This is a genomic window from Leptospiraceae bacterium (assembly GCA_024233835.1).
Classification (GTDB): Bacteria; Spirochaetota; Leptospiria; order Leptospirales; family Leptospiraceae; genus JACKPC01.
In genome coordinates this window covers 353018-372909 of record JACKPC010000002.1, presented here as the reverse complement: position 1 = coordinate 372909, position 19892 = coordinate 353018, and the positions used below count along the sequence as shown (strand labels likewise).

Below are 19892 nucleotides of genomic sequence, written 5' to 3'. Positions count from 1 at the left end.
TCCCTGACCGGCATAGTTTAAGCTTAAGCCGGTAAAGGAGAATGTACCTTGGAGCTTTAAAATATTGATTGAAATTATAGAAGCTTATAATACTAATTGTAACAGGGTAATTACACGATTATGAGCACATATACAATACAACTCCCTGAAACTGCTTTTGCAACCTTTCGTAAGACACCGGACGAGTTTATAAAAGAATTAAAGATTGCAGCTGTAATAAAGTGGTATGAATTGGGGGAAATTTCACAGAATAAAGCCGCCGAAATAGCGGAGCTATCAAGATCGGAGTTTATAGAAGTATTACATAAATATAAAGTATCTGTAATACAATACACAGAAGAATTACTGGATTATGAATTAAGCTATGTTGAAAAATAAAGTGATTATAAATGCTTCACCTTTAATTGTAACTGTAAAATCAGGACTTGGTTTTTTATGGGAAAAGTTATTTGAGAGAATTATTATACCTGAAGTTGTATATGATGAGATAGCTATGGGTGTAGGGAGAGATGAAGTAAAAAAGTGGTTAGATTTAGCAGTGAATATTCAGAGAAAAGAAATTGCTATAGCTCCTGAAATAGTATCCTGGAACCTGGGAAAAGGAGAAACTGCTGTAATTAGTTATTGTTTTTATAATTCGGAGTATACTGCTATAGTTGATGATTTAGCAGCAAAGAAATGTTGTTTTACTCATAAGCTTTCTGTTTTAGGAACCGGTTCAATTATCATAGAGGCAAAAAATCAGAAATTAATAAGTAGCGTTAAAAAAACTTTATACCAATTAAAAGAAAACGGAATGTGGATAAGTGATGAAGTTATTTCGATGTTATCTAACAGGGCAGGAGAAAAATAAACCCCGTTTTACCGGGGTAGTTCTGCCTTCGGGCTATAAGTGCTATGTTCTTCGATATAAAGCATAGGAATTACCTGACTCTGGGCATTAAGGCTATTAAAATGCTCTTTTCTTTAAGCTCTCAATGGCTCCTCTGATGAAGAGTTCGGGGTTATTACTATCAATTTTATAATTATATTTCCAGAGGATGACTCCTGTTTTTACATCTATTTTTTTTATGCTTAGATCCAGAAAACCATCTCCTTCCAGACTCGTTTGTAATTTGGCGGAAATCAGGTGACTAACGTTCAGTAGATTACCCAACTCCAGATCATTGCGGCTAATGCCTTCCTGGGATAATCTGTGTTCTTCAAGTATAGAAGTTAGTTTACTTCTTTCTAATACATTAAGTTGTTTCTGTATTAGCAAAGATTCTAACTGGTTGTAAATTGTATCTGATAGATTTTTATATTCTTGAGGTGCTTCTACCGGTAGAATTGCATAATTTGTATCGAATCTAGAAGAATTAGCATTTTGTAAATTATCTATAGTTTTAGTAAAAAGAGCCTGCTTTATATCATTACTGATATCCTTTTCAAATGATTGAATAATAATTTTTATAGGATATTTATGTGAATAAAAGGTGCTTTGAGAATAAGAGGGAATATCGAATACATCTACAAATATACCTGCAGGAATGGTTAGCCAGGATGATATGGCTAACTCATCAATATTATAATGATAAGTTTTAATTATCTTACCGGTATTTTTCTGTGTAACTTCAAATTTTACGATTGCATCGAATCTTTCTATAGCGGGGAAAATTAAAAGGCTAAAGATAGATAAAATACTGCTTAATAAGGAAAGGTCTTCATTTTTAGGTTCGAGATGAAGAGAATAGTTAATAATAAAATTGGAATCGGGTTTTATTTCGATGCAGCAGTTGTTTTCAAAATATTGTGTTAGTTCGTCCGGTACATAGCTTTTATAATGAGCTTCTAAAATATTTTTTTCCAGGTTCTCATGTTTTAGGTAATTCAAACTAAATGCTACCTTAGAATTTAAATACTCAGGTTTGTTTAAAGTAGAGAAGGTTTCTCCATTCATCTTGAAACGATGGAATGTGCAGGATATATGAAGTATAATCAAACAAAAGCTTATTAAGAATTTCATTTTTTATTGCCGGGAATTGAACTATCTTTTAAGAACTGTTCAAAACTTACAATATTAAGTGGTTTTGAAAAGAAGTAACCCTGAACCTGATCAATATTAATTTTTTCCAAAATATTTAATTGCTCCCTCGTTTCTACTCCTTCGGCGACTACATTCATTTGAAGAGAATTGGACATAGAATGAATCGCTTTAACAATAGCACGATTTCGTGGATCTGTATCTACATCATCTATAAAACGTTTATCGATCTTAATACAATCAAGGGGAAAGTCTTTCAAATAGGCTAAAGACGAGTAGCCGGTACCAAAATCATCCATAGCAAGCGAAACTCCGAGGCTCTTTAATTTTCTCAGAATATCTATTGAGCGATTTACATCTGCCATAAGATTTGTTTCGGTAATTTCGAGTTCAAGTTGAGAAGGAGAAAAACCGGTGGTATGTAAAAGTTCTTTAACCGTAAGATCAAATTCAGTATTCAATATTTGTAATACAGAAACATTCACTGATACTTTTAGTTTACCATAACCTTTTTCTTCCCATTTTTTAGTTTGAAGGATCGAGTTATAGAGTACCCATTTCCCTACACTTACAATTAAACCGGTTTCTTCTAAAGCAGGAATAAAAATATTAGGAGGTACTAAACCGGTATCCGGACTATTCCAACGGATTAAAGCTTCCATACCCTCGATGACTTTCTTTTGAATGTTGATTCTGGGTTGATAATGAAGAATAAATTCTTCGTTTTCTACAGCGTGGAAAAGTTTATTTTCAAGAATGATTTCATTACGAATTTTATCTTCAATATTATAGTTGTAGATAGAATATTCTCTGGAACCTTTTTTACCTGTCTCTTCTAAGGCAATGCGTGCATTTTTAATAAGAGATGCACTATCTTCATTATAAGACCTTATAGCAATTCCAACATTTGCGTAAAGACTGATTTCAATATTCTTATATTGAAATGGAGCATGGGAGAAATCTATAAGAGTTCGGGCAATTTCTTCATATAATCTTGCATGGTCTCCTTTTAAAATCATAGCGAATAAACTTTTTTCGAGATGATAAATGGAAATGCCACGTAAACCCAGTTTATCTTTTACTGCATTCATGATTAAATGTATGACTTCCCTTGTATCATTTTCCGTGTCGAAAGAAGAATAATACAGTTTGGACATAAGAAATAAAATTAGTGATACCGGCTCGTTTTTATTCTGTCCGAGGATAATGCTATCTAAATCTTTTTTAAGTAAAAATTGGTTTGGAAAACCACTGGTACTATCATGATAAGAAACCTGGAGGAGTTGTTTTTCTGTTTTTTGTAACTGTTCCTCGTATTTAGCCGAAAGGTTTTTGTGTCTTTCTAAGCGGGTATTAATAGAGGAAATCAGGTCGTTGGCTGAGAACGGTTTGGTTAAGTAGTCATCGGCACCTATTGACATTCCGTACCGGATGTCGTTAATTGTGGTTCGAGCAGTAACAAAAATAAAGGGAATATTGCCTAATTCCGGATTCTTTCGAACTGCATCCAATACCTCATAGCCATCCATTTCTGGCATCATGATATCACAAATAATTAAATCAGGTCTGAATTTTAGGGCATTCTCAATTCCTTCCCTTCCATTCGCTCCTCCCATGCATTCAAAGCCTTCAAAGCCCAGAATTGCGCAAATATTATCTCTTACATCATCCTGATCTTCTATTACCAGAATCTTTTTCATTCCAAAGTCCCAAAACAAAGATAGAAAGTATGGGTGGAAAAGAATAGAAAAAAAGTCTTTTTTTGTAAAAATTTAAAGAGGAATAAAAAGTCTTGATCCAATTCCTGATACCGGGCAGAATAACTCCAGAATGAAAGAAAAGTTTGAAGGCCATCCGGGCAAAAGGAGAATACCTTCCGGAATATTATATATATTGGGTTCTGCATTTTACAGAATCTTTTTTAATGTTCGAATCGAAGGTACGGAAAATATACCCAATGAGGGTCCGCTTTTAATCCTATCCAAGCATTCCAGTTACCATGATATTCCACTCGGCTATAGCGTGCTTACCAGGGCCTCCGGAAAAAGAAATGATTTCTGGTGTGTAATGAAAGACGCTCTCGCTTCTCCTATATTTATGGGTTTTTTCTTAAAATGTGGAGGGGTACCCATTAATCGAGAAAATCCTGAAAAAAGTAAAAGTCAGTTAATTCTTGCGAGAAAAGTACTTCATGCGGGAAACATGCTGGGAATATTTCCAGAGCAAACCCGGGTACCGGGAAAAATGGGAAGAGGGAAAGAAGCCGGTTTTCGGTTTGTCATGGGGAAACCAAAAGAAAAAGTTGCCGTAGTCTGTCTGGGAATTTCTTATGAAAAAGGTTTTTTAAGGAAAAAAGCCACTCTTAAAATTGGAAAGGTTCATTTTTTTCAGTCAGGAATGGATGCTTCTCAATTTTTTCATGAAAGAATGGTAGAAATGGGGGAACTGTCCGGTTTCTCATATAATTTTCCTCCACCAAAAAAGAAAGAGGGAACAGGAAATGAAACAACAAAAAGTTCTGTATAAATCAAAAGATTTTATTGTAAAGCCAAGTCTTATACCGAATGCGGGGTATGGACTTTTTGCTGCCAGGGATTTTGAAAAAGGAGAAATCCTGGGTGATTACGAAGGTAAACTTATAACAGAGGAAGAGGGGGAGAGGCTCGAAGAAAAAGGAGTAGATTGTTCCCACATGCTGGATATTACCGGTCTCGAAGTAAAAGGATATGCTTATATTCACCCTGATAAGAAAATGCTACTGGGTTATATAAATCATTCTCCGGCAACTGTAGATAGAAAAAGAGTAAGCGGAAAGAAGGCGTTTAACGTAGAGTTTTTAGAAAAGAAAACTTCTCCCTATATTCAAATACAGGCTGTAAAAAGAATTGAAGCAGGAGATGAGATCTATTTGAATTATGGTTCTTACTTCACTCGCTTATATGTCAGTACGGAAAAAGCAAAAAACTTTTACAGAAACTAGAAATTGAAGATTGCTCTTGAAAAACTCAGGATAGGAACCATACTGGATGGCACTCTGATTAATGAAAAAGGTGAAATTGTACTGAATGAACGTGTTGTTTTCACCAGGGAAATACAGAAATTTTTTTTAAAAGAGAAACTTACCTATCTTGAATATTTTCCGAGGGCAAAAGAGGAATATGAGAAATCTGATTGGGAAAAACGTGAAGAAGATAGACTTGAGTCTTTACTCACAGGTTATCACAGGGGGATTTTTTCCAAAGAATCTATTCGATCCTGTTTGAGTGGTTTAAGGAACTTAACCTTTAGTTTTTTAAATAATCATGAAGCTATAGATTTTCAATCCTGCTCGGAATCTATACTCCAAATTTATGATGAAATCAAACAGGATTCATCGACTATTATTAATCTTCTGGATTTACGAAATCATGATGATTATACATTCTGTCACTCGGTTAATGTTGCGATTATTTCTTTAAGCCTGGCTCAGAAGATGGGCTATTCTGATGAAGAAATCAAGCTAATTGGCCTTGGCGGTCTTCTGCACGATATAGGAAAGATTGCGGTACCTTCCAGCCTAATCAATAAAACAAGTGTGCTTTCAGAAGAAGAAAAACGAATCATGAAATCTCATCCAACCCACTCCTATAGAATTATGAAGTCAGATACTCATTTAAATTCACGGGTGATAAATATGGCTTATGAGCATCATGAAAGATATGATGGAAAAGGTTATCCCAGAGGAATTATGGGAGATAAATTAGATGACTATTCTGTGATCGTAGCTCTTGCGGATGTATATGACGCTTTGACGGCAGTCCGGTCTTATAAACCTGCCTTTTCTCCTGAAGAGTCAATTCAAGTGATTGAAACCTATACCGGAACACATTTTGCTCCAAGAATAGCTGAGAAATTTATACATGATATCCAGACCTCTCTGGCGAAGCGAGCCGAATATAAAAAAGGTTCTCTTGTTTTGTTAAATACACATGAGGTCGCTCAGGTACTATACCATAAACATCATCCGGATGGAGCCGAAATTATTGTTCAAATATTAACAGATTCCAAACATGAAAGATTACAGAAACCCAGAAAAATTAATTTGAAAATAGATAGAGCTTTAAAAATAAAAAGAGCTTTAAGCCGGGATGAAATAGATGGAGAAACTCTCAGGATTCGAAAAGTGAGTTCTACCAATCTATCCGATGAATAAGCTCAGACAATGTACTAATCATCTGGATTGAATTATCTTCCGGAAGTCTTTTTGTCTTTATGATAAAAGAATTCCAACCCAATTTCCTGGGTGGATAGTAATCAAGCTCAGGCTTGTCTCCTACGTAAATATGGTTCTCAGGAGATTCCCCACTTAATTCCATTGCTTTTTGAAATATTTTTAAGGAAGGCTTTTCATAACCAAATTCTGCTGAAATTAAAACCGGATCAAAATAGGGCAGGAGTCTCATTCTTGAAAGTAAACCTCTGAGTCGTAGATCCCAGTTGGAAATTAAACCAAAGCCTATTCCTTTTGATTTTATAAACTCATAGAGTTCAAAAAAAGTACCTTCGACTTCCCAGAGATTTTCATCTTCAAAACGAATAAAAATACTGTGATATAGCTCTGCCATAGGATAACGTTTGGATCCGATATAATTAAGAAATGTATTTATCAATTCTATCCAATATCCATCGTGCCCATTTTTATGATGAATATATCTGTCTTTATGATCTGAGGGAGCCCGGGTGGACATATCCTGCCAGGCAGAATTAAAAGCTTCTTTTAGTTCTGTTTCTGAAACTTCATAAGGAATGTAGCCCTGCGAGCGAAAGATATCATAGTATATTTCACCCGGTGGAACTCGCAGTCGAATTAAGGTGTCACCTACATCAAGGAAAAGATAGGGCTTCAGGATTGTTTACCCTTTTGATTTTTTAAGATTTCAAGAGCTTTGGCTTTGAGTGTAGGGTGTACGGTAAAATCAGAAGGATCCAGTGGTTTTGTTTCAACCTTTTGAATTTTAAATTTATCTCGACCGAGCCATTCAGAAAGAGCGTACAACATCCTTTGAAAGATTTCATCCACCTTATCCTGTTTGCCGGCTTTTTTATAATAACCATAAGCCAGCATAGGTAGCTTTTTATCATACATATAGTAATCACCAAGTCGAATTAAACCATCTTTATAGTCTGTTTGTACGTATAATTGCCTGGCTTTTGTTATATCACCTTCATTAAAGGCCTGATTTGCTTCTCTTATTAAAGAAGCTCTGAGTTTTGAATCCATAATAACAGAGTAACATAATATATTTACTTGTAAAGCTTTTTTGGATATATCTAAGATTTCTGTTTTAGGAGAAGCAGGGTAATATCATCTCTAAGATTACCGAGGCAATAGTTTCTGGCATCTTCGGCGAGACCCTGTAAAAATAACTCGAAGTCTTTTTCTTCCTTTCTTCTTTTATAGGATTCGGTGAGGCCATTTAAGCCATACATTTCGTTTTCCTGGTTAAAATTTTCAATGAGACCATCTGAATAAAGAAGGATTTTATCATCATTCTGTAAAGAAATTTGGTAATCTTCTACATGAATTTCGGAGAATAAAACCATAGCAGTTCCCATACCTTCGAGTTCTTGAATTTCGTTGGATCTTTCTAAAATAATGGGATGATGGCCGGCATAAGAATAATGCAGGACTTTTGAAAAAGGTTTGTACTGCAAATAAACAGCCGATATGAAATGAATTCCATTGATTACGGGAAATAAGAGCTCATGCATTTGTATAAGGTTCTGTGATGGAGATTTGGGGGTTTGAACGGCTACTTTAAAGGCAAGGATTGCCATACAGGCTATCATGGCAGAAGAGACACCATGACCGGATACATCTCCAAAGAAAATTTCTATTAAATCCTCCTGAGTTCTATCAAAAATTATAAAATCCCCACCCACCATATCTACCGGAGAATAAAGGGAATGAAAGGAAAAATGTGAACTCTTGGGGAAGTTTTGACTTACAAGAGTTGTTTGGATCTTTCTGGCTCTATTCAAATCTCTTAATATTTGATCATATAACTGACTGATTACTTTCTCTGAGATTTCAAGACTTTCTTTCTGGAATTCTACCTGTTTTATTATCCAGTTACGATCAATAATATTTTTAATACGTGCAAGAAGCATTTTATCATTAACAGGTTTATGAATGAAATCAAATGCTCCTCCATCAAAACAACGGGAGAGTAAATCCGGATCATCATCTGAGGTTAACATAATGATTGGAATATTAGATAGATACTTATGTTTTTTAATTTCCTGTAAAAGAGTGATTCCATCAATCTCCGGCATATAAACATCTAATAAAATAAGATCCGGTTTTTTTACATTTAAGCGATCGATTAATAATTGGGATTCGAGCAAAAAACCTACAGAATAATCATTTTTAAGCAGGATGCTTTCACAAATTTTAATGTTTTGAATGTCATCATCTACAATAAGAATATTATACATGGCCTTCTGTCTCCAGTAATGAGGGAATGTCAGATGACCTTCGGTTGTAAATAGCTTCTTTTATTTGAGAGAGAAGTTTTGGTGGTGCTAATTTATTTGTTTCACATAGTTCTTCAATTAATTTCATTTCAGAGAATATTTTTTCAGGAAAGAATAGGGGAATCGCCTTTATTTTTGTAAGATGAGCTTTTATTTTCATTTGTAGATCGGGGGGATACATTATTTGACTATCTGAAGCATTTTCTGTTTTCTTATTTCCGAGGATTTGATTAACCTTATCCTGTAATTGAGAGAAATCGACGGGTTTATAAATGAAATCAACAAATTGCTCTTCTATATTTTTGTCCTGGTAAAGATAAATATCGGCTGACATTCCGATGATAGGAATACTTTTGAAGTCATCACTCTCTTTTATTTGTTTTGCCAGATCAACACCATTCATCAATGGCATATTCATATCTACTAATATAAGATCAGCTTTAAAATTTGAAAGTTTTTTGAATATATTATGAGGATTATCTGACTTCTCAACATTCATGCCAAGGTTAGAAAAAAGACTTTCTAAAATTTCCAGATTAAAGAGGTCATCATCTATTATTAATATATTATATATGAGTTCAGATTTATAGCTTATTTCAGTACTTACTGTTTCAAGCTTTGGTTCGGATGCGATGTAATGAATCGATAGTAAAAGTTTGCAACCATCACCGGATTCCGTTTGAATTTCAAAAACTCCTCCCATCAGCTTAGCCATTTGTTTGGCTGTGTAAAAGCCGAGACTCGTTTTTATATAATCAAATTCCCTGAATTCATAGTCTTTTATATTATAATCAAATAGAGACTGCTTAATTTCTGCTGCCAGATTAACACCTTCGCAATGAATTGAAAATATTAGTTTATCTTCCAGATGGCTTATTTTTAAATTTATTTTTCTACCATGAGAGCTTAATTTGATAGCATTATTAGAAAGATTCGTTAGGATACGATTAAGTTTTCCTCTATCTGCATAGATATATTCCGGAACATCCGGATCAAAAGAATAATTGAAATTAATACTTTTCTTTATTGCCTTTGATTTATTCAGGTGGTAAATTCCCTGAAGTAAGAGTTTTATATTCACATTTTCTTCTTTTATTTCAAGTTTACCTGATTCTATCCTGGAAAGATTTAATACATTCGTAATAAGTTCTACTAAATTATCACTGCTTATGGATATTCCTTGCAGATAGTCTCTTGTTTTATAAGTAAAGTTATCAAAAACTTTTTCTTTTTTTAATAATTGCAAATAACCCATGATGGCATTAATATGAGTTCTTATTTCGTGGCTTAGGTGGGACAAGAAAATCGTTCTGGATTCTGTAGCATCTTTATTATTGGAAAGGGAAACTTCTAATTCTTCTTTGCAGATAAATAACTCTTCACTTAAATCTCGTAATTTACCTTTTGTCTCTTCGTTTATTTGTTCTAATTTTTGAGATAGTCGGAATAATAGATTTTCGATTTCAGAAACTTCATCTATTGAATCTGAAAACAAAGGATCATTGTTTGAACTTTCGATTAAAGTTTTCATCGAGAAATGTATTCTTCTTAATCTTTTAGTAAGCCAATTTCCATAGAAATAAGTTGAGAATACAAATAAAATAGCCATAACAATGAATATTCTACCAGTAACATATTCAATATTTAAATAAGAACTAAAAATTTTATTATGACCTAAGACTATTAAAAGCTTGGTTCCTTTTACAGGAGCGTAATAGATATTATTTATATAAGCTCTTTCTTTTAACTTTTTAAGTTGTAATACATCCCCTATTTTATGATTGGATTGAAATGAGGATAAGACTTTTCCCTGATTATTACAGATAATAATGAATTCATCCTCGGGTAAAATAACTCCATCCAGAGAGGAATTTAAGTTGCAGTCGGTTTTATTACATTGTGATAGTTCTACCTCGAATTTTTTTTCAATTAAATTAGAAATATGGTTGTACTTTTTTAGATTCTCTTTGGTAGATAGTTCATTAAAGGAAATTACAATAAAGATTCCAAGTCCTAAGAGAATAAATCCGCCCAGTAAGTAGATTTGTAGTAGTATTGGGATACGGAAATTCAAAAAGGTTTCCTCAACTGTATAGATAACAAATAGGTCTGTATTTATCGTACAGGAAAAAAAAATAGCGATAAAAATAGCTCTGAATTACTCTATTAAAACCCATATAAATACCAGAATACAGTAGATAATACAGGAAACAAATGTATTTCTAAAAAAAAAAGAATTTTTACAAAATCAGAGGGCTCATGAAAAGAATCTATCTAATTCTCTTTCTATTTCTTTCCATTACTTGTCGAACCATAGAGCTTAAGAAGGAAAAGGAAAACAGTCAAATGGAAAAGGTAAAAAGGATCGAAATTTCGATTATTAATTCTGAAACATTAACAATAGGAACGAAATTTGAGGAATATCTTTCTTATCATTTTAATTATATCCAGTATCCAACTTCAAAAAAGAGCGAATGCCAAAAAAATTCGGAAGTCGATGCCATTTTTTATCTAAGTTTAATCTATAAGAAAGAGAATCCTTCCTTATCTCTGGATATAAAAAATTGTAAAACGAATGAATATATTCGATTTAGAAAAACCCTCTGTATATCAGATAAAAAAAATTCCTATGAAGAGTGTTTTAAAAATTTGACTGAGGGCTTGTATAAGCCTGATTTATCAGAAGAAGAACATCTTGAAAAATTGGAACAAAGAGCCATTTCAAGGGAATAGACAGGGTTGTCTGTCGTTCTGGAAAAGCTCCGTACTCATGGGCTTTAGTTCTTTTTCAAAACCGTATTTCTTCCTGGCCAGGCGGAAGCGGTTTAGTAATAGTTCTGCATAGGCTCCTGTACCGGTCATTCTCTGGGAAAAATCAGAATCGTATTCCTTTCCTCCCCTTGTTTGCTTAATTAGAGACATGACTTTTTTATACTTTTCCGGAAAATGCTGTTGAAGCCAATCTTTAAAGATATCTTTTAACTCATAAGGTAAACGAATCAGGACATATCCGCAGGAAACAGCACCGGCTCTTGAAGCAATATTCAGGATATATTCCATTTCGGAATCATTGATATTGGGTATAATTGGAGCTGTCATAACTCCTGTGGGAATTCCGGCTTCAGTCAAAGCTTTCAGGGTAGAAATGCGTCTGGTGAAAGAGGCTGCCCTGGGCTCCATTATACGTAATAAGTCAGGATTGGCTGAGCTAAGAGTGATGGAAACACGAAGCAGGTTCTTTTTGGCCAGTGCAGATAGGATATCCAGATCCCTGCTAATAAGGGAGGATTTGGTAATGATAGCTACCGGGTGCTGCCATTTTAAGAACACTTCTAAAAGTTGTCGGGTTAATTTCCATTTCCTTTCTATAGGCTGGTAGGGGTCGGTATTGGAACCAATGCTGATGGGCCGACAAATATAGTTCTTTCTCTGAAAAGCCCTGTCTAAGAGTTCGGCTGCATTCTTCTTTGCAAAAAGTTTGGTCTCAAAGTCCAGACCGGGAGAGAGATTTAAAAAAGAATGACTCGGCCTTGCATAGCAGTAAATACAACCGTGCTCACAGCCCCGGTAGGGGTTTAAAGTTTTTTCGGTCGGAACATCCGGGGAATCGTTTCGTGTTATGATAGACTTAGCATATTCTGTATAGACGATGGTTTCCAGTTTTTGCTTTTCTTCCGGAATTTCCCAACCGTCCTGAAAATCCTGATAGGATTGGGATTCAAAGCGACCTTCCGGGTTTATTGTAGCTCCGCGATTGGGTGTATGAAAACGATCTGCTTGCATACATTAAATATATATACTATACAAATATATGCAAGCATTTTTCTGTATAGGTATTATCCTTTTAGACGACTTAAAGTTTGCTCTGCAGGTGCCGGATAATCCAGAAGGGATAATTTTAATAGTCCGATTTTACCGGTATCTAAAAAGAAAACCCTGGCTAATGGTTCTTTTTTGCTGTGGCTATAACTCAGGTCTTTAAAAATGCAATGGCGAATTTTACGTTTTTTAACCCGGTTGTTTAAGGGTCGAATTACGTATTCCATCTCTTTTTTTAGAAATACTTTTCTCTTTTTTCCGCTCAACCTGCCAACAGTCAGGCATAGAACTGAATTACCGGATTCCATACAGAAGTAATATGTATTTTCATGAGTCATAATCCAATTTTAAAAGAGCTTAGTTTTTATTGCAAGAACTAAACAAAAAAATAGTAAAAATATAAAAGGGTATAATAGAGGAAGATTTGGAAATAAAAAAAGCAGCGCCTGAACGCTGCTTTTCTAAGAAAAGTAGTTTTATTACTTCGATTACGGTCTTTCTAAAAGAATAGAACCAGCAACTCCACCACCTGCACAAATAGCATTCAGAGAGGTTTTGACTTCAGGGAAGTTATCAAAAGCCATTATCTGGTTTAGAAGAACACGAATTCCGGTAGCTCCGAGTGGGTGACCCATTGCCAGGGTTCCGCCGTGTGGGTTTACTTTTCCGGCAGCATTGGCAGCTTCTAAGTCGAAACCATAAGATTCTTTTACTTCACGGAAAGAGCCCATAGCAGTAGCAGCAAAGGCTTCATGAATTTCAAAGTTGTCTACATCTTCAAACTTGATTCCGGCATTATCTACAGCAGCTTTCATAGCATGAGCCATACCGATTCCCATGTGAGCCGGGTCTACTCCATACATTCCCCAGCCTTTCAGGACAGCCTGGATTTTCAGACCGAGACGTTTTGCATTACTTTCTGTAGTTACAAATACAGCACCGGCTCCGTCGGAACGTGGGCAGGCGTTGAAGAGGGTAACAGCTGCCTGAGATTCACCTTCTTTGTAAGGGTAGCGAATCCAGTTTTTATTGTTTTCATAGAATTGCTTGAGACTGATATATTTGTTATCGAAAAGTACTCCGGCTTTATCGAAACGACCCGGGTTTTCTACCATTCCGGTTTTAGACATGATATACTCATCATCTTCCAGTTTGGTTCCATCTTCTAAAGGAACTGCTACCTGGTAAGGTCTATATTTCCCGGCAACGATAGCATCGTAAGCTTTTTTATAGGAGTTATAAGCGTAAGTATCCAGATCTTTTTTAGTAAGTTTGTAATTTTGGGCAGCAATTTCACCGGTCTCAGCCATGTTGATATTGCGAATAGGGTCAATGAGTCCCTGGTCAACCGGATCGATTACCTCTACACCCATTTCCAGTACATTGGCCCAACTTTTTTTAATTTTATCTACTGTTGCCAGTTTTGAATTATTTTTAGCGTTTTCCAGAGTGAATGGACCCTGAGACATGGTTTCCATTCCCAGTGCTAAATAAAGCTTTCCTTCACCAATCATCACTCTTCTGGCAGCATCCAATAAAGCTTCTGTTCCGGATACACAGTTATTTGCAACGGTGATGGCGCTGGATTTCAAAGGAAGATTAGCTTTAACTGCAATTACCCTTGCCACGTTAGGAGCTCTATAGCTCTGGCTAATTTCACCTGCTACAACTCCGTCCACTTCTTCCTTGGATATACCGCTTCTTTTAAAAATTTCTTCAGTAACCAGATAACCTAAATCAGTGGATGACATGTTGGAAAGGGATTTTCCTGCCTGTCCTACCGGAGTTCTCAGGCCGGATGCGAAAACGATTCTTTCGCCGTCTACCGTGGTAAATTTCATTCTATATACCCTCTATTATTGGTTTTTCTTGACATTACTCTGAATCTTTCCTATCAGTCAATATCAAATATGTGTAGATACACATATCCTATTCCATGATTTTTCTCAGCTTACCTAAAAGCAGGGTATAATCTTTAGGTTTTAGGCCATAATGAGAGAAGTAGATTTCGCCTTCCTTGTTTAGTATAATAATGCCGGGTTGTCCTATAACCTCCAGACTTTTTACCAGTTTTAGTTCCGGGTCTAAAAGGCTTGGGTATAAAATTCCAAATTCTTGTATAGCTTTTTCTATTCGAGCTTTATCAGGACTATCTGTATTTATTCCGTAGAAGGTAATTTTTTTAGGATCCAGTTCTTTATAAAGACGATTAACAATTGGAACAGCATCTTTACAGGGTTCGCACCAACTGGCCCAGAAATCCAGAACAAGAGGTCGTTTCAAATCTCCTATTTTGTAGATTTTTCCATCCAGGCTTTTTAGTTCGACATTTAGATATAAAGGAATTTCTTTTTTGGGAGGAGGGGAGCAGGAAATGAAGAAGAGTAAGAAGAGTGAGCTTATACGGGTCATAATTCTATGAAATGAGATACGGAATGTCTTACCAGCTTTTTTCCTTAGCCCTTAAGACAAATTAAATTACCCTTCGAGAAAGACTAACTCGAATTTTAGCAATTATTGTATTATTACTTGCTTCAATATTATGAAATTACAATAGTGGTTTGTTTCCACAAGACGGAAGGATATTCCAACATACATTATAAATATGAAAATTGAACAAATATTGGATGATATCTTTTTTAATAGCTATGAAAAGATTTTAATCTGGATACCTACAGGGAAAATTATTTATGCAAATCCAGGGTTTCTCTCATTTTTAAACCTGCAAAACATTCCATCTTTACAATCTGAAATATGTTCAGAAGAAGCTTTTCTGGAAGAATTGGAATATCTTAAAGACTTACAGAAATCAGGCGAATATTCCAAAAACTATAGAAAGTTTTTCCACCAGGAAGAATTTCTTTTAGAAACAGAAGTGTCCACCCACTTTATACGATTTAAAAATTATACAGCATATTTATCCAGGGTGTACCCTTATGAAGGAGACATAGATAAAGAACTTATTTTAAGAAGGCAAAACAATATTTTGCTTGAGCTTACCAGGAGTTCTGTGATAGATAGTGGCAATTTGGAGGAAGCTGTTAGAGAAATAACGGAAGCGGCCACAAGAGCCCTGGATTGTGAAAGGTCAGGTGTCTGGTTTTTTACGGAAGATAATAGTAAGATTCGAGCCATGAATCTCTATAATAAATTAGAGAAATCCCATTCTTCCGGCTATGAGTTGACCGCAAAGGATTTTCCGGCTTATTTTCGTTACCTGTATGAAGAGAGGGCCCTGGGGGCGAATAATGCTTATACAGATCCGAATACGTATGAGTTCTCCGAAGTTTATTTAAAACCTTTTAATATTAAATCTATGTTGGATGCACCTATTCGAATTGAAGGAAAAATGATCGGTGTTATCTGTAACGAGACTGTTGGAAAATATAAAAAATGGACAGTAGAAGAAATTAATTTCGCCGGCTCCCTCGCAGATTTCGTTTCAAGAGCGATAGAGGCAAGTGAAAGAAGAAAGGTGGAGGAAAAAATAAAAGAAATCAATGATAGTTTGGAGTCAAAGGTAAGAGAACAAACAAGCGAAATTCGTGAATCTCTTTTTCGAATTACGCATTTAAAAGAGTTACAGGATGGTGATTATTTTCTGACTTCTTTAATCTTGAATCCTATGATGGAAAATAATAACCATTCAGAAATAATTAAAACTGATTTTCTAATCAAGCAATTTAAACAGTTTAAATTTAGAGATCATCATGAACAGATAGGAGGGGATTTTTGCTACACGGATACTCTAAAGTTTCCTTCAAAACAAGAAAACTATATTTTCTTTCTTAATGCAGACGCAATGGGAAAGTCTATGCAGGGTGCAAGCGGAGCCATTGTTTTAGGAACTGTTATCTTAAATGCCTTATGGGAATTAAAGACAGCAAGTTCTACAGAACAAATAGAGCCTAAGAAATGGTTGGAAAATATAATATTAGAAATAAATAATATATTTTTAACATTTGGAGGGCTTATGCAGGTTTCCTGTTTTATAGGCCTTATTGAAGAAGCAGGAAAGAAAATGTTGTATAGCAATTGTGAACATCCGGCACCTATTTTATATAGAGATCGTAAAGTTTCTTTCTTTGATAATAGAACTCACTATATGAAACTGGGAACTTTACCTCTCGAAAAGATTTTGGTTCGTCAATCAAAGCTCTTAATTGGAGATATCCTGTTTATTGGAAGTGATGGAAAGGATGATATTGAATTATCAGGAAGAGATGGCTCGAAGAATATAAATGAAGATGAAACTTTATTCTGGCAATGTATTGAAAATGCTGAAGGAAATTTAGATAATATTTATAACAATTTAAAAACTAAGGGCAGATTGATTGATGATCTGTCTATTCTAAGAATTGAAATATTCTAATTCTCTCATTATACTTTTTAGAAAAAGAAACTATCTTATGATTTTTATTTGCAAGTTTTTTAGATAGTAATGAATAGTGTAAAAAATTAGGAGTAAAAATGAGAATAAAAATATTTGTTTTTTTGGTTTTTGCGTCACTTTTAATGTCCTGTGCTACCCCGCCTCCTCCGGTAAAAGTTGGTAAAGAGTTAGGAGCCGGAGCTATTTCTGTAAGTCTTTATGCTCCACTTGCTCTCGGTGGTGGAAAGTCTCCGAGTATTGTTTATTTTTTAAAAGTGAACGATCCTTCCAAATTACTTGAATCTACTGAAGTCGTAGCTTCTAACTATTCAGCCAATGACAGGCAATATCTATTTAATGCAAAACCCGGAAAGTATGTAGCGGTTGCAGCTTTTTATTCTGTGCAAGCTATGGGGCCATCATCTTCTTCAAGTTCTTCGGTAGGGAAGTCCGGCACAGTTACTGTAAGTGTGACTCCGGGTCCAACGGACTACATTACATTTTTCTCCGAGGAAGTTGCTAAATCAACATTGATTGATGTTGAGGTTAACAAAATTACCTTTGCCGGAAACCTTTCTGTAGATATGTCTTTAAAATTAGAAAATGCTGATGCTTTACAAAAACATATATCTAATTTAATTAAGCCCGGTGCCCTGGAAAGTTCTGTAGGGATGTCTATGCTGAAAGGAAGCTATAATTATGTAGGTAGTTTAAAAAGTATTAGCAATGATGATAATGCAAAAAAAGCATTTAAAGAAGCTGCTTCTCAAAAAGAGTTAAAAGAGTCTGGTTGGTTGGAAGATCTGAAGTAAGTCTTTTTACGCTTGTAAGCGAGCCCTTAATGGCTCGCTTTTTAATGAGGGTTTACTTTTTTAAGGACTTTGATCACTAAATATTTCCCGACTGGGAGTAGCAAGATAAGCAGAAATAATTTCTTGTTCCTTATAAGGAACGGCTTCACTTTCTTCTAACCATTTATCAAGAACGGCTACATCCGTTTTCACAAATTTCGCCAGTTCTTCTCGAGTTTTATTTTGCTCTTCCATTAGCTTTTTCAAACGAAAGGCCCACCGTGCCGGTTCAATATCTTTAGTTTGAAGAAAAGATTCACCTGTCTTATGAATTTTTTCATACGCTTGCTCGGATAAAACACCGGATATAATAGCTAAAAATGAAATAAAAAATGGATTCAATGTTTCTGCTCCGGCTGATCCATCTTTTGATTCGGAAATTACAAGTTGGCCGGATTTAACTAAAACAAAAATGGCTATAGCTGTAACCATTCCTAAGAAAGGTCTGAATAAATACCAGCTTATCCGACGCTTTTCGGTTCCTCCAAAAAATTCTCTTGTGATGAATATAACACTTCCCAGCGCACCCATTGAAAGAGTAAGAATTAAAGTTAATAGTTGTGCCGGCATGATGGCGAGATAATTAAACTTTAGAACTCTAAGGTAGGTCAATTCTCCCAGAAGTTCTTTTTGTCCATCCGTGAGATCTTCCGAATCTATAGTTGATTGTTGAAATTCTTTATAAATTTTATTAGTCTCTTCCAGATTTTCACTGATTTTCTTTCGTAATTCTTCTACTTCTTTATTGATTTCTTTTTCATCCTCTGAAACCTTGTTTACCGTCGTTACAAAATTAGTTAAGGATGTAAAGAAAGTAGATTTATTTTTTGATGAAATAGACTCGTTTTTTAACTTATCAAGGGAGTCGTTATAATCTTTGGAAAGTTGGTTTATCTTATTTATGACTTCCTTAATTTGACTTTCCGTAACTGTAGAGGAATTATTTAGAGTAGTTGAAAATTTTTTAAATTCTGAAGAAGATTTCTCCATTTGAATAGATGAATCTTGAAAGATGGTGGCGAAATTTGTTAACTCTTTTAAAATCTCTTCTGAAGATTTTATCATTACATCTGCATTTTTTTCTCTTTTTGCAGCCGGATTGGTAATAGCCTTATTAACGATTTCATTAAATTGAGAATGAAGTTTAAGAAAATTTTCAACGATTTTGGTTCTTGTTTCTTTATTGATATAGTTTTTTTCAGTTAGGTCGAGGAGTTTATTTACTGAATATGACTGGGTTTGATCCTCACCGGACTTTATATCAGATACTCTGTTTTGAAAGTGAATTGCGCTTAATGAGCCTAACACAAGCCACGTGGTAGAAATATATAAAAATACCAACCAGGCTAAAATTATAACAGAACTGATCTCCTGAGTTCTATTATATAAAAAATTCTTAATTGAGTTTTCTTCATTCATAAGGATTAAAGAAAAAAACTTATTATAAAAGTCCATAAATTTTTTTGAAATATATCTCCCAAGAAAAAATAAGCAGAATTAATAAAAAATTATTAGAATTTAGATAATTAGGGTATACATTTCTTTTGTACTTAGCTATCGCTATACTTTTCCTTTTAGCCTCTGCATAAAAAAATGTTTTACAACTGTCCTTGCTATTAAAAAATATCTATATGATACGTTATCTGCTATTTATATACCTGTGTTTTAGTATCCTGACTCAGCTTTCTGCCGAACCTTATTCACCTAATTTCTTGAAAACTCCTTTTGCATTTCAGTATATGGGAGAAAGTTTAAGACCCAAAAATCTTTTTTCAATTCAGTATTATCAGGAAGAAGAAAAGAATATGAAGTTAAGAAGAAGCATGTTAGACTGGCATCAGGTTTTGGGTTTTACTACCTGGGGCTTATGGTTGGCTACGAATATTGCAGGAGAACAAGCGATGAATAACCTAGAGAACACGGCTACCAAACCTGCCACATTATTCTTACTTCAAAACCCTTCAGAAAATTTACCACTCTATCTTTATTTGAAGAACAAAGGAGAATGGGAGGCAAGTGGAGGAGGAGTTCATAAGGGCTTAGCTGGAGTCACATTTGCTTTCTATGGGCTTACAGCAGCTATGTCTTTATCGTCTCCTTCCAGACTGAATGATAAGGTTGAGGGAGGCTTTGATTCTATTTTTGCTCATAAGCTTTTAGCTGTACTGCATTTTGCTGCTATGGCTTCAATGCCTTACCTCGGTAAGCAAATTGAAGAAAAGGGACCAGATGCAGCAAGACGAATGCAGCAGTCTGCCTGGGCCGGGTTTGGAGCTCTGAGTATGGCTTTTTTTGTATTTTATTTTTAAGG

General features: G+C 34.9%; 20 protein-coding genes. 9 read left to right on the top strand and 11 right to left on the bottom strand.

Going from position 1 to position 19892, the window contains the following annotated elements:
• The first annotated feature begins 120 nt into the window (after positions 1-120).
• Together H7A25_10970 and H7A25_10965 are read left to right on the top strand one after the other, a co-directional pair.
• Entirely contained in the window at positions 121-378 is a 258-nt protein-coding gene (locus tag H7A25_10970; GenBank protein ID MCP5500417.1) for a UPF0175 family protein, read from the top strand.
• Complete coding sequence (locus H7A25_10965) at positions 365-853, top strand: DUF3368 domain-containing protein (protein ID MCP5500416.1); 489 nt, start codon at positions 365-367, stop codon at positions 851-853. Before H7A25_10970 ends, H7A25_10965 begins: the two co-directional genes overlap by 14 nt.
• 96 nt (positions 854-949) lie before the next feature.
• Here H7A25_10965 and H7A25_10960 read toward each other — a convergent pair whose 3' ends face one another.
• Together H7A25_10960 and H7A25_10955 are read right to left on the bottom strand one after the other, a co-directional pair.
• Positions 950-2005: a hypothetical protein gene (locus tag H7A25_10960; GenBank protein MCP5500415.1), complete on the bottom strand. Its 1056-nt coding sequence runs from the start codon at positions 2003-2005 to the stop codon at positions 950-952.
• Positions 2002-3723 (bottom strand): EAL domain-containing protein, encoded by a 1722-nt coding sequence (locus tag H7A25_10955; GenBank protein MCP5500414.1) that lies wholly within the window; start codon positions 3721-3723, stop codon positions 2002-2004. Before H7A25_10955 ends, H7A25_10960 begins: the two co-directional genes overlap by 4 nt.
• A 130-nt stretch (positions 3724-3853) precedes the next feature.
• Here H7A25_10955 and H7A25_10950 point away from each other — a divergent pair, with 130 nt between their 5' ends.
• From H7A25_10950 to H7A25_10940, 3 genes are read left to right on the top strand one after another with little or no spacing between them, the layout of a single operon-like run.
• Positions 3854-4549, top strand: coding sequence for a 1-acyl-sn-glycerol-3-phosphate acyltransferase (locus H7A25_10950; protein MCP5500413.1), 696 nt, complete (start codon positions 3854-3856; stop codon positions 4547-4549).
• Positions 4524-5003: an SET domain-containing protein-lysine N-methyltransferase gene (locus H7A25_10945; GenBank protein ID MCP5500412.1), complete on the top strand. Its 480-nt coding sequence runs from the start codon at positions 4524-4526 to the stop codon at positions 5001-5003. Before H7A25_10950 ends, H7A25_10945 begins: the two co-directional genes overlap by 26 nt.
• A gap of 3 nt (positions 5004-5006) precedes the next feature.
• Positions 5007-6215, top strand: a complete 1209-nt coding sequence (locus tag H7A25_10940; protein MCP5500411.1) for an HD-GYP domain-containing protein — start codon at positions 5007-5009, stop codon at positions 6213-6215.
• On the opposite strand, the gene H7A25_10935 is transcribed toward H7A25_10940, so the two are convergent.
• The 4 genes from H7A25_10935 to H7A25_10920 form a co-directional block, all read right to left on the bottom strand.
• A complete protein-coding gene (locus H7A25_10935) occupies positions 6193-6750 on the bottom strand; it encodes an HAD-IA family hydrolase (protein MCP5500410.1) in 558 nt (185 codons plus the stop codon). The genes H7A25_10940 and H7A25_10935 overlap by 23 nt on opposite strands.
• A gap of 155 nt (positions 6751-6905) precedes the next feature.
• Positions 6906-7283 (bottom strand): hypothetical protein, encoded by a 378-nt coding sequence (locus H7A25_10930; protein ID MCP5500409.1) that lies wholly within the window; start codon positions 7281-7283, stop codon positions 6906-6908.
• 50 nt (positions 7284-7333) lie between these two features.
• On the bottom strand, positions 7334-8500 hold the full coding sequence (locus H7A25_10925) for a fused response regulator/phosphatase (protein ID MCP5500408.1): 1167 nt from the start codon (positions 8498-8500) through the stop codon (positions 7334-7336).
• Positions 8493-10613 (bottom strand): response regulator, encoded by a 2121-nt coding sequence (locus H7A25_10920; GenBank protein MCP5500407.1) that lies wholly within the window; start codon positions 10611-10613, stop codon positions 8493-8495. The genes H7A25_10925 and H7A25_10920 overlap by 8 nt, the downstream gene beginning before the upstream one ends.
• A 272-nt stretch (positions 10614-10885) precedes the next feature.
• Here H7A25_10920 and H7A25_10915 point away from each other — a divergent pair, with 272 nt between their 5' ends.
• Entirely contained in the window at positions 10886-11272 is a 387-nt protein-coding gene (locus H7A25_10915; protein MCP5500406.1) for a hypothetical protein, read from the top strand.
• Here H7A25_10915 and H7A25_10910 read toward each other — a convergent pair.
• The 4 genes from H7A25_10910 to H7A25_10895 form a co-directional block, all read right to left on the bottom strand.
• A complete protein-coding gene (locus H7A25_10910; GenBank protein ID MCP5500405.1) occupies positions 11261-12322 on the bottom strand; it encodes a PA0069 family radical SAM protein in 1062 nt (353 codons plus the stop codon). The two genes, H7A25_10915 and H7A25_10910, sit on opposite strands and share 12 nt — an antisense overlap.
• A gap of 53 nt (positions 12323-12375) precedes the next feature.
• The gene (locus H7A25_10905) at positions 12376-12696 is read right to left on the bottom strand and encodes a hypothetical protein (protein ID MCP5500404.1); all 321 of its coding nucleotides are present in this window, start codon (positions 12694-12696) and stop codon (positions 12376-12378) included.
• Between the two features lie 150 nt (positions 12697-12846).
• Positions 12847-14199 (bottom strand): thiolase family protein, encoded by a 1353-nt coding sequence (locus H7A25_10900; protein MCP5500403.1) that lies wholly within the window; start codon positions 14197-14199, stop codon positions 12847-12849.
• 88 nt (positions 14200-14287) lie between these two features.
• Positions 14288-14770 carry a TlpA family protein disulfide reductase gene (locus H7A25_10895; GenBank protein MCP5500402.1) on the bottom strand — a complete coding sequence of 161 codons (483 nt, stop codon included), beginning with the start codon at positions 14768-14770 and terminating at the stop codon, positions 14288-14290.
• A 193-nt stretch (positions 14771-14963) separates the two neighbouring features.
• Here H7A25_10895 and H7A25_10890 point away from each other — a divergent pair, with 193 nt between their 5' ends.
• Together H7A25_10890 and H7A25_10885 are read left to right on the top strand one after the other, a co-directional pair.
• The gene (locus H7A25_10890) at positions 14964-16730 is read left to right on the top strand and encodes a SpoIIE family protein phosphatase (protein ID MCP5500401.1); all 1767 of its coding nucleotides are present in this window, start codon (positions 14964-14966) and stop codon (positions 16728-16730) included.
• Between the two features lie 98 nt (positions 16731-16828).
• A complete protein-coding gene (locus tag H7A25_10885) occupies positions 16829-17542 on the top strand; it encodes a hypothetical protein (GenBank protein ID MCP5500400.1) in 714 nt (237 codons plus the stop codon).
• Between the two features lie 60 nt (positions 17543-17602).
• Here the strand turns inward: H7A25_10885 and H7A25_10880 are convergent, their stop codons facing one another.
• Positions 17603-19036: a hypothetical protein gene (locus H7A25_10880; protein ID MCP5500399.1), complete on the bottom strand. Its 1434-nt coding sequence runs from the start codon at positions 19034-19036 to the stop codon at positions 17603-17605.
• Positions 19037-19212: 176 nt separating this feature from the next.
• On the opposite strand from H7A25_10880, the gene H7A25_10875 reads away from it, so the two are divergent.
• Positions 19213-19890, top strand: a complete 678-nt coding sequence (locus tag H7A25_10875) for a hypothetical protein (GenBank protein MCP5500398.1) — start codon at positions 19213-19215, stop codon at positions 19888-19890.
• Positions 19891-19892 lie beyond the last annotated feature (2 nt).

Bases quoted from the DNA above. Each gene is read 5' to 3' on its own strand.
- H7A25_10895 (MCP5500402.1), bottom strand. From the start codon at position 14,770: ATGACCCGTATAAGCTCACTCTTCTTACTCTTCTTCATTTCCTGCTCC.
- H7A25_10880 (MCP5500399.1), bottom strand. From the start codon at position 19,036: ATGGACTTTTATAATAAGTTTTTTTCTTTAATCCTTATGAATGAAGAA.
- H7A25_10905 (MCP5500404.1), bottom strand. From the start codon at position 12,696: ATGACTCATGAAAATACATATTACTTCTGTATGGAATCCGGTAATTCA.
- H7A25_10970 (MCP5500417.1), top strand. From the start codon at position 121: ATGAGCACATATACAATACAACTCCCTGAAACTGCTTTTGCAACCTTT.
- H7A25_10935 (MCP5500410.1), bottom strand. From the start codon at position 6,750: ATGTCCACCCGGGCTCCCTCAGATCATAAAGACAGATATATTCATCAT.
- H7A25_10885 (MCP5500400.1), top strand. From the start codon at position 16,829: ATGAGAATAAAAATATTTGTTTTTTTGGTTTTTGCGTCACTTTTAATG.
- H7A25_10930 (MCP5500409.1), bottom strand. From the start codon at position 7,283: ATGGATTCAAAACTCAGAGCTTCTTTAATAAGAGAAGCAAATCAGGCC.
- H7A25_10950 (MCP5500413.1), top strand. From the start codon at position 3,854: ATGAAAGAAAAGTTTGAAGGCCATCCGGGCAAAAGGAGAATACCTTCC.
- H7A25_10945 (MCP5500412.1), top strand. From the start codon at position 4,524: ATGAAACAACAAAAAGTTCTGTATAAATCAAAAGATTTTATTGTAAAG.
- H7A25_10960 (MCP5500415.1), bottom strand. From the start codon at position 2,005: ATGAAATTCTTAATAAGCTTTTGTTTGATTATACTTCATATATCCTGC.
- H7A25_10875 (MCP5500398.1), top strand. From the start codon at position 19,213: ATGATACGTTATCTGCTATTTATATACCTGTGTTTTAGTATCCTGACT.
- H7A25_10925 (MCP5500408.1), bottom strand. From the start codon at position 8,500: ATGTATAATATTCTTATTGTAGATGATGACATTCAAAACATTAAAATT.
- H7A25_10910 (MCP5500405.1), bottom strand. From the start codon at position 12,322: ATGCAAGCAGATCGTTTTCATACACCCAATCGCGGAGCTACAATAAAC.
- H7A25_10965 (MCP5500416.1), top strand. From the start codon at position 365: ATGTTGAAAAATAAAGTGATTATAAATGCTTCACCTTTAATTGTAACT.
- H7A25_10915 (MCP5500406.1), top strand. From the start codon at position 10,886: ATGGAAAAGGTAAAAAGGATCGAAATTTCGATTATTAATTCTGAAACA.
- H7A25_10955 (MCP5500414.1), bottom strand. From the start codon at position 3,723: ATGAAAAAGATTCTGGTAATAGAAGATCAGGATGATGTAAGAGATAAT.
- H7A25_10900 (MCP5500403.1), bottom strand. From the start codon at position 14,199: ATGAAATTTACCACGGTAGACGGCGAAAGAATCGTTTTCGCATCCGGC.
- H7A25_10890 (MCP5500401.1), top strand. From the start codon at position 14,964: ATGAAAATTGAACAAATATTGGATGATATCTTTTTTAATAGCTATGAA.